The 13169-nt window shown below is 40.2% G+C and carries 10 protein-coding genes and 2 tRNA genes; 9 read left to right on the top strand and 3 right to left on the bottom strand.

All coding sequences use genetic code 11. From position 1 onward, the window contains the following. The first annotated feature begins 5 nt into the window (after positions 1 to 5). From L2717_RS01250 to L2717_RS01240, 3 genes are all read left to right on the top strand, one after another. Positions 6 to 1385, top strand: a complete 1380-nt coding sequence (locus L2717_RS01250; protein WP_220774807.1) for an MATE family efflux transporter — start codon at positions 6 to 8, stop codon at positions 1383 to 1385. A gap of 269 nt (positions 1386 to 1654) precedes the next feature. Then, a tRNA-Val gene (locus L2717_RS01245) sits at positions 1655 to 1731 on the top strand. A 38-nt stretch (positions 1732 to 1769) separates the two neighbouring features. Then, positions 1770 to 1846: transfer RNA gene (locus L2717_RS01240), tRNA-Val, on the top strand. 229 nt (positions 1847 to 2075) lie between these two features. Here L2717_RS01240 and L2717_RS01235 read toward each other — a convergent pair. Further along, the gene (locus L2717_RS01235; protein ID WP_220775152.1) at positions 2076 to 3458 is read right to left on the bottom strand and encodes a Na+/H+ antiporter NhaC family protein; all 1383 of its coding nucleotides are present in this window, start codon (positions 3456 to 3458) and stop codon (positions 2076 to 2078) included. An 838-nt stretch (positions 3459 to 4296) separates the two neighbouring features. On the opposite strand from L2717_RS01235, the gene L2717_RS01230 reads away from it, so the two are divergent. The 5 genes from L2717_RS01230 to L2717_RS01210 all read left to right on the top strand — a co-directional run bounded on the left by L2717_RS01230 (position 4297) and on the right by L2717_RS01210 (position 10544). After that, positions 4297 to 5511 carry a pyridoxal phosphate-dependent aminotransferase gene (locus L2717_RS01230; protein WP_220774894.1) on the top strand — a complete coding sequence of 405 codons (1215 nt, stop codon included), beginning with the start codon at positions 4297 to 4299 and terminating at the stop codon, positions 5509 to 5511. A 218-nt stretch (positions 5512 to 5729) separates the two neighbouring features. Beyond that, on the top strand, positions 5730 to 6317 hold the full coding sequence (yfbR, locus tag L2717_RS01225) for a 5'-deoxynucleotidase (RefSeq protein ID WP_220774893.1): 588 nt from the start codon (positions 5730 to 5732) through the stop codon (positions 6315 to 6317). Between the two features lie 25 nt (positions 6318 to 6342). Then, positions 6343 to 7692 carry an anti-phage deoxyguanosine triphosphatase gene (locus L2717_RS01220; protein WP_220774892.1) on the top strand — a complete coding sequence of 450 codons (1350 nt, stop codon included), beginning with the start codon at positions 6343 to 6345 and terminating at the stop codon, positions 7690 to 7692. A gap of 337 nt (positions 7693 to 8029) precedes the next feature. Continuing rightward, on the top strand, positions 8030 to 9556 hold the full coding sequence (locus tag L2717_RS01215) for a site-specific integrase (protein ID WP_248937959.1): 1527 nt from the start codon (positions 8030 to 8032) through the stop codon (positions 9554 to 9556). Between the two features lie 454 nt (positions 9557 to 10010). Beyond that, positions 10011 to 10544, top strand: a complete 534-nt coding sequence (locus L2717_RS01210; protein WP_248937958.1) for a hypothetical protein — start codon at positions 10011 to 10013, stop codon at positions 10542 to 10544. A gap of 35 nt (positions 10545 to 10579) precedes the next feature. Here the strand turns inward: L2717_RS01210 and L2717_RS01205 are convergent, their stop codons facing one another. Continuing rightward, positions 10580 to 11383, bottom strand: coding sequence for a hypothetical protein (locus L2717_RS01205; RefSeq protein ID WP_248937957.1), 804 nt, complete (start codon positions 11381 to 11383; stop codon positions 10580 to 10582). A 366-nt stretch (positions 11384 to 11749) separates the two neighbouring features. Between L2717_RS01205 and L2717_RS01200 the strand changes: the two genes are divergently transcribed. After that, positions 11750 to 12316 carry a recombinase family protein gene (locus L2717_RS01200; protein ID WP_248937956.1) on the top strand — a complete coding sequence of 189 codons (567 nt, stop codon included), beginning with the start codon at positions 11750 to 11752 and terminating at the stop codon, positions 12314 to 12316. A 211-nt stretch (positions 12317 to 12527) separates the two neighbouring features. Here L2717_RS01200 and L2717_RS01195 read toward each other — a convergent pair whose 3' ends face one another. Continuing rightward, positions 12528 to 13169 (bottom strand): bifunctional 4-hydroxy-2-oxoglutarate aldolase/2-dehydro-3-deoxy-phosphogluconate aldolase, encoded by a 642-nt coding sequence (locus L2717_RS01195; protein WP_220774319.1) that lies wholly within the window; start codon positions 13167 to 13169, stop codon positions 12528 to 12530.

The following is a 13169-nucleotide window of genomic DNA, read 5'->3' as shown; positions in this document are numbered from 1 at the left end:
TATTTATGAATCATTCAGGCTATCAAGCCAAACGTTTAATCCAACTGGCACTCCCAGTGCTAATAGCTCAAGTCACTCAGACTATGATGGGCTTTATTGATACCGTTATGGCGGGCCGTGTAAGTGCAGTGGATATGGCCGCAGTGGCAGTCGGCACAAGCCTGTGGTTGCCCGCTATTTTGTTTGTCCAAGGCTTGCTGATGGCTTTTACACCTTTATTTGCCCACTATAATGGGGCGAATAATCAAAAAGCGATTCAACCGCTGGCCTTTCAAGGTGCCTATCTTGCCATCATCGGCGGTATTGGTGTGATGATTTTTCTTGCATCAGCGCCCTTTGTGCTTAGCCACATGGACTTAGAGCCTGAATTATACCGTTTAACCATAGGATATCTCGACGGTATTTTATGGGGCGCCCCCGCCTTTGTGCTCTATCAAGTGCTGCGTGGCTGTAGTGAAGGGATTTCTTATACCTTACCCACCATGGTAATAGGTTTTGTCGGCTTAGCCGTAAACATTCCCGCTAACTATATTTTTATTTATGGTCACTTTGGCGTACCTGCTATGGGCGGCGCGGGTTGTGGCATTGCCACCGCCTTAGTTTTTTGGGCGATGCTGATTGCCATGATCATTTATATGCAGTTGCATAAGAAGTTTGCCGCTTTAGCTCCTTTCAGTAAATTTCATCGCCCTGATTTCAAAACGATGAAAAAAATGACTAAACTCGGCATGCCAATCGCTATGGCGCTCTTTTTTGAAGTGAGTTTATTTGCCATCATTGCACTATTTCTTGCGCCATTAGGTGCAACGGTCGTCGCAAGTCATCAAATAGCACTGAATTTTTCCTCAATCGTATTTATGGTGCCGTTATCCATTGGCATCGCAGTATCGATTCGAATTGGTTATTACTTAGGCCAAGACCGCGCTGATATTTCAGCAGTAGTGGCAAAAGTAGGCTTGATACTTGCTCTGTTACTCGCGCTGACAACGGCTATTTTAACGGTTATATTCAGGTTTCAAATTGCCGAACTTTATAATGGCGATGCTGAAGTTGTCGCTTTAGCTGGCAGCCTAATGCTTATGGCTGCACTGTATCAATTATCAGACTCTGTACAAGTTGTCGCAGCCGGTGCCCTTCGTGGTTATAAAGATACGCGCAGTGCCTTTTATATCACCCTGTTTTCTTATTGGGCTATTGGTATGACACTCGGTTATACCTTGGCATATACAGACCATATCGTACCCGCTATGGGGGCTCATGGATTCTGGACAGGACTTATTGCAGGCTTAACCTCGGCTGCCTTCTTATTTTTTATTCGCTTACGTTATATTCAAAAACATAGCGTGCATTTAAGCCTTATCGAAGGTGATACAACGCACCATTGATGAACATATTGATTTAATAGGCGACAAGATTTTAGCTTTGTCGCCTATTTGACGAATAAAATAGCCGACGTAACATGGCTAAACCACTAAGGCCAGAAAGATAAACTACGGTTTTATCAGTAAATTTGTAGAAACACTGGACAAGTTGCACAGCAATTCACCATTTGACGATAAATTTACTTTTTTTGCTTGCCAGCCCAGTCCTATCCCCCTAATATAGCGCTCGTTCCAACGCGCAATGCTTTGGAATAAAGCTAAAATGTAACGATACACCCGTAGCTCAGTTGGTTAGAGCACTACCTTGACATGGTAGGGGTCGGTGGTTCGAGTCCACTCGGGTGTACCACTCTTCTCTAAGAGTATAAATATAGAAATTCATACAATACACCCGTAGCTCAGTTGGTTAGAGCACTACCTTGACATGGTAGGGGTCGGTGGTTCGAGTCCACTCGGGTGTACCATTTCTGCAAAATCCTATTTAAATATAATCAATTTTACAAAACTCCTCTTAAATCTAAAAATTATCTACCATTTTATGAATATCTAATCACTCATTATTAGCACAAGACTATTTTTTATACCTAAAAGCGAAATCTAATCAGCTTAAGCTGGCTTATTAGACAATTGATTTAGCAATAAAAAAACCAGCCGAAGCTGGTTTTTATATTAGAAGCTGTTTAATGACCAAGTTTACGCTATGACGATAAAGCCGATAAATGCCAGTAGAGCAGCGATGAGCGCATACGGTAATTGAGTTACAGCATGACTCACTAAATTGCAACCTGAGCCTTGGGCGGCCAATACGGTTGAATCAGAGTAGAAACATGCTTGGCTACCGAATGATGATGCCGACAATAAAGCCCCAATCACTAATGGGATATCCGCCCCAACCGATTGCGCTAATGGCATCACAATGGGAATGGTCACCGCAAATATACCCCAGCTAGAACCAGTGGCAAATGCCAGAATAGCCATCGATAAAAATACTACCGCTGGCAGTAATTTAGGCGTCATAAACGGACTAAGCGATTCAATTACATATTGCGGCAGTAATAGCTGATCGCACACATCCTTAAACACAAACGCCGCTATAACGGTACTAATGGCCGGTAACATGCTTTTAAAACCGTCAATCATCTGATCCATCATCTCGGATAACGGCATCAAACGCTGCACCGCATAATAAGGGATGGTAATGACCAGTGTTGCAAGAAGCCCTTTCCACACGTCAATATCAAAGTATACGGTAAAGGCAACCAATAAAAAAATTGGCACTAAAAAGTTATGTAACTGCCCTTGGCTATTGGCATTTTTAAACTCTTCCTCTATCGCTTTAACCGCATACTCATCTGAGGTTTGTACTTGGTCAAAATCGACTTGTGCGTGCGCTGGCTCGCCTTGTGCGGCCCGTAACTGCGCCGTTTTCATCGGCCCAATGGCTGGTACTATGCCTAATACAACAAGCAACACCATCGCCACTGCTAACCAAGCGTACAGCATATAAGGAATCGCTTGCATATAAACTGCAATGCCTTGGCCTTCGGCGGCAACACCGTTGTCTACCAATAATCCACCGAAAAATACCGCCCAGGTCGATAACGGCACTAACACGCATACCGGTGCAGCGGTTGAATCAACCACGTAGGCAAGCATTTCACGGGATACTTTAAACTTATCGGTCACACGCTTCATGGTTTCACCCACGGTGAGCGCATTGAGATAGTCATCGATAAAAATCACAATCCCAAGAATAAACGTCATCAACAGAGATGATTTAGGTCCCTTCGCAAATTTAAGTGCATTACGGCCAAACGCTAATGCGCCGCCGGTGCGGACCAAAAGTGCAATGAGCGCACCAAAACCGCCACACACCAGAATTAACCAACCTATGGTTTCATCGGTCATGACCTGCAATGACACTTTAGCAAAATTGTTTAATACTTGACTGGGATCGAGTAACAGAAAACCGGTTACCGCACCTATGATCAGAGATAAAATGGGACGGCGTAACCAAATAGCTAACACCAATACCACCAAAGGTGGGATGAGACTTAACGCTGTCGGTTCTGACATGCACTTAGGTCCTCTAAATAAATCGCCAAAAAGGCAAATGGTTTTAGAATAACGCTTAGAATCAACACGATTCAAAACGCTAACATAGCTGCTTCATGTTGACTAACCCTGCAGATAAAACCCGCTAATTGCTTGCTATCTAAGGTGCCTTGCCAAAAACATCGCGCAGAAAATAAAGCGCATCGAATACTGAGTCAACTAGAAATTTAATTTAGTCGAAAATAAATTTATAGCTCATGACGAAAAACAAGTTAAACAAATGATTTTAAATACTTTTAACTCGAACGTAACTTAAGTGTTTATGTTCGATTTAATTTAATAAGCATTCAGTAAATATGCCTATTTATCACTAGGAAGTATTTAACGCATACAAGGTTGCAGAAGTGTAACTTATCAAAAATGTGTGGTTAAAAATCAACCATTAAGGCTTTGCTAAAATACACTTTTATAGATATCCAACACCGCCACACTATGATGGATAAAAATCTAAGTTCTTATATTTAACGTTTTCACTTCAGCTATAAAAATAAAGAGTGATGAGTCAGCCTGACTACCCCATTAGATCCATCGGATCATTCACTATTTGACTTATTTTAGCCCTGAAATGCATACAGCCGGTTTATTTTGCAACACATCATAGCTAAACAAACTTAAATTAACGTCAAAGTCAGAATATAAAACTTGTTCCTATTTCATTAACTGACTGTTAAAGCATATTTAACTAACAGACTTTTATAAATAAAGTCTGATTCTGTGCATATCCCCTCTTTCATCTAAACTGAAATTTCGTTATGGTGCGCTAACTTAAGCTAATTTTTTTGCATGTTCCGAGGTGTAAATGCGCCCTATCATTAAATCCAACAAGCTGGATAGCGTTTGCTATGACATACGCGGCCCAGTGCACAAGGAAGCCAGACGTTTAGAAGACGAAGGCCACAGAATACTCAAGCTCAACATTGGTAATCCCGCGCCTTTTGGTTTCGAAGCGCCAGAAGAAATTGTCCGTGATGTAATACTTAATTTGCCCAGTGCCCAAGGCTACTGTGAGTCAAAAGGATTATTCTCTGCCCGTAAGGCCATAGTGCAGCATTATCAAGCACAAGGAATTTTTGGGGTCGATATTGAAGATATCTATATCGGTAATGGCGTCTCTGAGCTCATTATGATGGCGATGCAAGGTCTGCTTAACACCGATGATGAAATTTTAATCCCTTCACCAGACTACCCATTGTGGACGGCTGCGGCCAATCTCGCTGGCGGCAAAGCAGTACATTACCGTTGCGATGAAGAAGCAGACTGGTTTCCCGATCTCAATGACATAAAAAGCAAAATTTCATCACGTACCCGCGGTATTGTATTAATTAACCCCAATAATCCAACTGGGGCGGTTTACAGCAAAGAATTATTGCTGCAAGTCGTCGAGCTTTGCCGTGAACACAGCTTGATTTTATTTGCCGATGAAATCTACGATAAAATTTTATATGACGAAGCCCAGCATGTTCCTGCTGCTGGCCTGTCTGACGATATTTTAACCGTGACCTTTAATGGCCTATCAAAGGCTTACCGCGCGGCAGGCTTTCGGGTCGGTTGGATGATGTTGTCAGGTAATCTTAAGGCTGCGAAGAGCTATATAGAAGGCTTAGAGATGCTTTCCTCAATGCGCCTGTGTGCAAACGTGCCCAATCAGCATGCCATTCAAACGGCGCTCGGTGGCTATCAAAGCATTAATGAACTGATTTTACCTAATGGCCGCTTAACCGTGCAGCGCGATGCTTGTTATGAGCTATTAAACCAAATCCCCGGTGTCAGCGTGAAAAAGCCTAAAGGCGCGTTGTATGCTTTTCCAAAATTGGACATGAAAAAATTTAATCTACGGGATGACGAGCGCTTAGTGCTGGATTTACTTAGAGAGAAAAAAATCCTACTGGTGCATGGCACCGCCTTTAATTGGCCAGAGCCAGATCATTTGCGAGTAGTTTTTTTACCCTACAAAGAAGATCTAAAGAAAGCATTTACCGAGTTTGGCACTTTTCTTGAGACCTACCGACAATAGTTAGACTCTGCATTAATACTGAACAATCGTGAGTCTCATAAAGCGATCCTACGGATCGCTTTATTTTTTAACCCTTTTCATTGAATCCTGTACCTATCCGCTCACTTGTCATCCAAGGCTGTGATAATCTAATCATTCACTTGGGTACACCTGCCATTTTATGTGAACTGTTTTCAATTGAAGGTCACTGCCCCACTTTACTCATTAGAAGGAAAAACATGAGTCACTTATTTGCTCATCTAGCTCGCATGAAGCTTATCCAACGCTGGCCTTTGATGTACAACGTTCGCACCGAAAACGTCCAAGAACACTCATTACAAGTTGCCATGGTGGCCCATGCGTTAGTGATCATCAGTAATAAAAAATTTGGCACCGCGCTCGACCCACATCAAGCCACAAGTCTAGCCATTTTCCACGATGCCAGTGAAATCCTCACCGGTGACTTGCCAACGCCAGTCAAATACTTCAATAAAGAAATCGAAGCCGAGTATAAAAAAATTGAGGCGATTGCCGAACAACGCATGCTAGACATGGTGCCAGAAGAATTTAAAGAGGATTATCGCAGCCTATTTATCAGTGATTATGCCGATCCTATATACAAGACCATCGTTAAATCCGCCGATACTCTGTGCGCTTATCTTAAGTGCTTAGAAGAGAATCGCGCCGGTAACAGTGAGTTTAATACTGCCCGTAAACGACTAGAAAATATGCTTGCCACTAATCCCGATCCAGCAGTCAGCTATTTTATGGACTGCTTTGTACCCAGTTTCACTCTTAATTTAGACGAAATTAACAAAATGCTGTGATTTTTCACTCTCGCTAGGAATGCATATGACTCCAAATGTTTGGCAAGAACGCCGCCATGGTGAAGATAAACAAAGACGCTTTGATCATCGCACGCCCTATCAACGCGATAGAGCGCGCATTTTACACTCAGCTGCTTTTAGGCGCCTGCAGGCTAAGACCCAAGTGCTCGGCGTTGGCATGAATGATTTTTATCGTACTCGGTTAACCCACTCCCTTGAAGTCTCACAAATTGGTACGGGTATCGCCGCCCAGCTCAGACGTAAATATCCACAGCATAAACAACTATTATGCTCGATGAGCTTATTAGAGTCGCTGTGCTTGGCGCACGATATTGGTCATCCGCCTTTTGGTCACGGCGGCGAAGTGGCGTTAAATTATATGATGCGCGACCACGGCGGCTTTGAGGGCAACGGCCAAACCTTTCGCATTTTATCTAAACTAGAACCCTACACCTTAGATTTTGGCATGAATTTATGCAGGCGTACCATGCTCGGAATTTTGAAATACCCCGCGCCACATTCACAGCTGTTTGTCGCAGGTGAACATAGTGAAATAACCAACCATAGACAGCTAAAACCCTCACAATGGCCGCCTGTTAAGGGTATTTTCGACGACGATAGCGACATTTTTGCTTGGGTGCTTGAACCTTTGTCAGAGCAAGACCGCCGCCGTTTTACGTCAACTCAACAATGTTCACACCCCGCCTTGCCCCACTATCCGCATTTACGGACCCAGTTTAAATCCTTCGATTGCTCAATTATGGAACTGGCCGATGATATCGCCTATGCGGTGCACGATCTTGAAGATGCCATTGTGATGGGCATAGTAACAGCATCTCAATGGCAACTAGATGTGGCGCCAACACTCACCCACAGTGCTGATACTTGGATAAAAAAAGAGCTGACCGATATTGGTAACAAGCTATTTTCTCATGAGCACCATCTGCGTAAAGATGCCATTGGTACACTGGTTAACGGCTTTGTTACCGCGATTGTGATTACTGAAGATGAGGCCTTTGAAACCCCATTATTACGCTTTAATGCAACCCTAGAGCCCGATTTTGCCATTGCGCTCAATGTACTTAAGCAGCTGGTTTATAAATACGTGATCCGTAAACCTGAAATTCAAATGCTCGAATATAAAGGCCAACAAATCGTGATGGGATTATTTGAGGCCTTTGCTTCTGATCCTGAGCGTTTATTGCCGCTGAACACGCAAGAGCGATGGCGTGAAAGCGAGCAAAAAGGCTTAAATAGCCATAGGGTATTAGCTGACTATATTTCGGGGATGACGGACGAATTTGCGGGAAGGCTGTATCAGCAGTTATTTAGCCCAAGAGCAGGCTCGAATGTTGAGCTTAGCAAAGAAATGTAAGCCAATATTCTTGCTGATGGACTTTATCTATAATTGCAAGAACACTACCGCAAAGTTAAATGCAAAAGATGAAAGACAAAAAACCACCTTGCGGTGGTTCTTGTTTTGATGAAAATCAAATAGTTAAATTATGATTGTAATGTGTCACACAACTAAGAGATTAGCTATGTCACACATAAACCACACAATTAGACGTAATGAGGTCTATCACTTTAATCTCCGCATGGGTGAAAAAACATACAGAAAGTCACTTAAGACTGATTCACCTAGCCTATGTCGCAGGTATTTATCTGCTATCATGCCGCACATTAGTAATTGTAAACGCTTAGGAAAGGGAATGAACAAAGCGGACATAGACGTTTTTATTGAGATGCTTATTTCTAACAAAGTTAACGAGGTTGTTAGATTAGGTAAAGCGATAACACAACCATTATCACTTACAGCAAACAGTTATTTTGAACAATGGTTCAATGAGACAAGCACTCAACGCGATAATCAATACAATTACGACTCAACGGATTGGGGTTACTTGGATATAACGCCTCCTCCTTATCCAGAATACCCTAGCTATGCGAATTGGTTATCATCTCGCTTAGACAGAGTTGCAGCATATCAACCAGATTATCAAGCGTTTACCTCTTATGATGCTGAACGTGATGATGTTGTTTTTGATTCTGAGCATCCCCATTATGATGACTTACAACATCCGACTATTCATCAAGCTAAATACGATTACCTGAATGCACAGGTAACTAAATTAACAAATAATATAAATAAAGCTCATAAAGAAGATGACCCAATTCAGTTAAGAATAACGCTGAACGAATTGACAGAAAGATTTATAGACTTGTTACCCAGTCCCCCACCATTAGTGAACACATCACAGGAAAACAAAAATTTAGATGCTCTGTTATTTAAAGATGCAGTTGAAAAATATATAGAATATGCAGAAGGACAATTACCAAAGAAGCAACAAGCAGACCCTAAAAGACACATGAAGTTATGGCTGCAAGATTTAGAATACTATCCAATTGATAGTATTAATCTTGAAGACATTCTTGAAGCATGGGAAATAATTAATCGCTTTCCTAAAAACACTAAAAATGAATCAATCGAATCCATTTGGGAATTGACAAAAACAGGTGATGCCACAGGTCAGCCAATGGCTTTTCAGAATGCAAAAAAGTATAAGCAAGAGTTAAGAAAATTCTTCACTTGGGCTTGCGATATAACAAAACATTCAACGAACAACCCTATAGCCACAGATAGCACATATAAATTATTGAAAGACAAAAAGCATAATCAAACCCCTAGAACGAAATTTAGCAACCAACAAGCATTAACGATTACCGACCATTGCAAAGCTAATCTAAGCAATCCATTTAGTTGGGCAATTTTATTAATGGCTTATCATGGCATGCGCAACAGTGAAGTAACAAACTTAACCAAAAGTGATATTATTACTGACCCTGACAGCCAAATCAGTTATATCAATATAAAACAGGGTAAAACTGCAAATGCTAAACGTAAAATCCCAATCCACAGGGAGATTTTAAAGCTAGGTTTTATCGCATACGTACAACAATTTAAGATAGATATATTCAATTTTAGTTCGACTAAACTAACAAGTTACTACTCCCATGAACTCAGGCCATCACTCAAAATCCCTCATCTTGCAGAGGATGGTTCACGTTTATCACTATATTCATTTAGGCATACAGTCATTTCAAAGCTAACTGCTGAAAATATTCAAAGAAGTATTCAAAATAAAATTGTAGGGCATGCTCAAAGCGAAACACAAGCAGGTTATACACATCTTGAACTTGAAATACTCCAAAAATACGTGAATATAATTACCTACTAAGAAGACTGTTTAAATGTATTACCAAAACTCGTCAGAGAGCATATAAGCAACGTTTCAGTCTAAAGGGTAGTTGTGAATCGTATTACAACAAAAGGTCACAGAAGCTCATTCTGAGCCTATAATCAAGGGGAAGCACTATGCTAATAAAAGTCAATTCATGGTCATAAACATACACGACTTTACCGCACAAGTAGCGCAAAGACTTTTAAAATCAAGTAAAAATCCAAGTAAAAAATCATATGTACAGCAATAAAAATCAATGCCAGATGAGTTGTGACACCATAAAAATATCATATTTAATAATGACATAGACTCATTACAGCATCAACAGGCTATACTATAACTTTATATCTTAAATAATTAAAGCATGAGCAAGTAATAGTGAGTATGGTAATACGAGCTACATATAGAGTAATATCCTATATTACACATCATAATAAGTTAAGGACATGCAATGACTGAAACCACAGAACAACGAACTAAACGTAAATTTAAGGATGTATTTAAGGAGTATAAACTAAACTATCTAACATCCATTCAATTTAATGCTGAAGCCTCTGAGCAACCGGAATATATCATTGAACTTTACCAGAAACTTAGAAAGTCCATTAGTAAAAAGCATGATGGTGTATTGATATTCTGGCTTAGAACCTTGAAGGCTAAAACTCAATTTAGGTTCCCAATGATTTGTATTTTTACACAAACAGCAATAGATATTGATAAAGTTAAATTGACTGATGAACGCTTTGTATATAAAAAGCTAAACAAGCAATGGAATGAATCGAATTTTAACTCTTGGATAAACAAAAAAGAAATGTTTAATGATAATGTTTATAGAGACTTTTACAACTTAAGTCCAGAAGGTAAGCGAAGTATTAGCAGACTAGCAATCATCAATAAAAGTCTAGCCTTAAAAAATCATAATGAGGAAGCTATCAACATCAACAATATACATTTTGATGACATTGATAGATATACGCCTTTCTAAAATTGATTTATTATAAAGCATCTATGAACATGAAGTTAATTATAGATAACTTCCCCACCAACGATTAATTCAGTGACTTGTTCACCATTAACAATGCAAGATATTCTACTTTTACCCCATGTTCCATATGCATTTTTAATTTCAGCATCCATAGCGACTCGATAACGACGACCATCTTCATAAGGTACGACTACCGTATTTGAGCCCCAAGGCACCTTCGCTCCATATGTTGCAGCATCTTCTAGGGCAATTTTACAATACACTTGCGCATCTACATTAGGATTAGTTTGACTTGCAGAGGGTTCTTCACTTGTAGATGATGAATTATCCCCCATATACTCCCCACTAAATAGAAAGAGCATAAATATAATACCAACTAACCACCAAACTAAATTCTCGGTAGACCTTTCCTTGACTGGGCGCTGTTCGTTGGATTGGCTACTACTAACCTTTGTAGTTCCATCATTCATTTTAGAACTTGGCTTTACGCTCCATAAATCTAAAGCATTTTCTTTATCGTGAACATTATCAGTAATCTTAAGGTCATTTGAACAAGTTGAGTCTACACTGACACTAGAAGGTTTTGCTTTTGTATAGTTATCATAAAGAATGGAATAGTATTTGACATCCAACTTTGCATTAGCCGTTTCACCAGTAATAAGTTTAATTTCTATATAAACAACATTACTTATTTGCTCAGTTTTAGTTAACAACTCAATTTCTGAATATTTAATTTTTCGAGAAATAGATAGAAAGCCTGAATTTTTGATACCATCTCTATCTATAGCCCAAAAACCTCTATCTATATCACCACTTAACACTTCCAATCGTTCAAACATGACTAAACATCCATATCAGATACTCAAAAACACTCTTTGTCGGAAGGTAATTTTCTTGTTAAAGAATGCACTTATGACTGATTATCATATGAATTGCTTAACAAGTCACCCTCTCCGCTGCAGTAAAATTGATATACCTCAAGATAATTAGCACATTGTTAATTTTAGGTCAGTGATAGCTATCATTATAAATACCTTCAAACGACTTCATATCTATACCCTGTGAATACACTTTAAGCTGAATACAAAAATGGCCTATAACATAGGATAAAAGAGAGCAACTTGCCTTCGAACCTAGGGTTTAGACTTGTGAATACATCATCAGTAAGTTAAGATGCTTTTAGATAATCAATTGGGGTTAACACAATGGCTAAGTATCACTACATCAGAGTATCGACAACACAGCAGCATACAGACCGTCAGGAGCTTAAAACGCCAGAAGGTTACACACAGATCATCGATAAAATTTCAGGGAGAACAACAAACCGTCCTGCGCTTAAAAACATGATTATCAATCTAGCTATTGGTGATGAAGTGCTGGTGGACGATATCAGTCGCCTTGCTAGGTCTCTTAAAGACTTAAACGAGTTACTCCATCAAATAACAAGTAAAGGCGTATCTGTCAGATTTATTAAAGAAAATCTTACTTTTACAGGAGACAAATCTAATCCTACAAACGAACTTTTACTTAATCTGATTGGGGCGGTTTATCAATTTGAGGTGGATATCAAAAAAGAAAGGCAACGTGAAGGTATTGCAGTCGCTAAAGATAAAGGAGTTTATAAAGGGAGAACAACTGCTATGCGTAAAACGGCTGAGGCAATCAGTTTACTTAATGAAGGTGTGAGCCAACGAAAGATTGCGGAACAACTTTCAATTAGCCTTTCATCAGTTCAGCGTATCGTGAAGCAGCATAAAGAAGATATTTTATAATTTTAGACTAAGTTGATTTGCGGATTGGTCTTTTGCTTAACACCACTCCATGTTCATAAGCATAAAAAAGCCCCAAGCTAATCGCTTAAGGCTTCATTTTATGGACACTTTAAGTTATTGTTTAATCAAATAACTTGTACACATTACATATCAATTTAAGACAACCCCACCTTGCGGTGGTTTTTTAATTTATTGTGATTTATAACTCGTTTTATAAAGCGCCGATAGCTTCTTTACAAAGCTGAGTGATCCGCTCCCAATCACCATGTTCCATTGCATCCGTTGGCGCAATCCAGCTGCCACCAATACAATCGACATTTTTCAGCGCTAAGTAATCTTTATAGCTGCTTGGGGTTATGCCGCCTGTTGGGCAGAAGCGAATATCAGCTAGCGGACCTGAAAACGCTTTCAGTGCATCCACACCACCAGAGGCTTCAGCTGGGAAGAATTTAAAATGAGTATAACCCAGCGCCATGCCGGTCATTACTTCAGAAATACTCGCAACACCAGGAATTAATGGTACTGGGCAATCCATACCCGCTTTAAGCAGTTCAACCGTAGCGCCTGGGGTTATAATAAACTGCGCGCCAGCCGCAATAGCTTGGTCAAGCTGAGCTTTATTTAAAATAGTCCCTGCACCCACTAAAGCCTCAGGCACCTCTTTGGCAATTTTAGTGATAGCCTCAAGTGCACAAGGCGTACGCAGTGTCACTTCTAACACACTAATGCCACCGGCTACCAATGCTCGCGCTAATGGCACCGCATGTTCAATCTTGTTAATCACCATCACAGGAACAATCGGGCTGCGTTTAAAAATATCTTGTGGCTGTAGTGACCAGTTATTCTCAAGCAT

Origin of the sequence: Shewanella glacialipiscicola, from assembly GCF_023283485.1 — a bacterium.
Lineage (GTDB): Bacteria > Pseudomonadota > Gammaproteobacteria > Enterobacterales > Shewanellaceae > Shewanella > Shewanella glacialipiscicola.
This window is presented reverse-complemented; position numbering and strand designations above follow the sequence as displayed.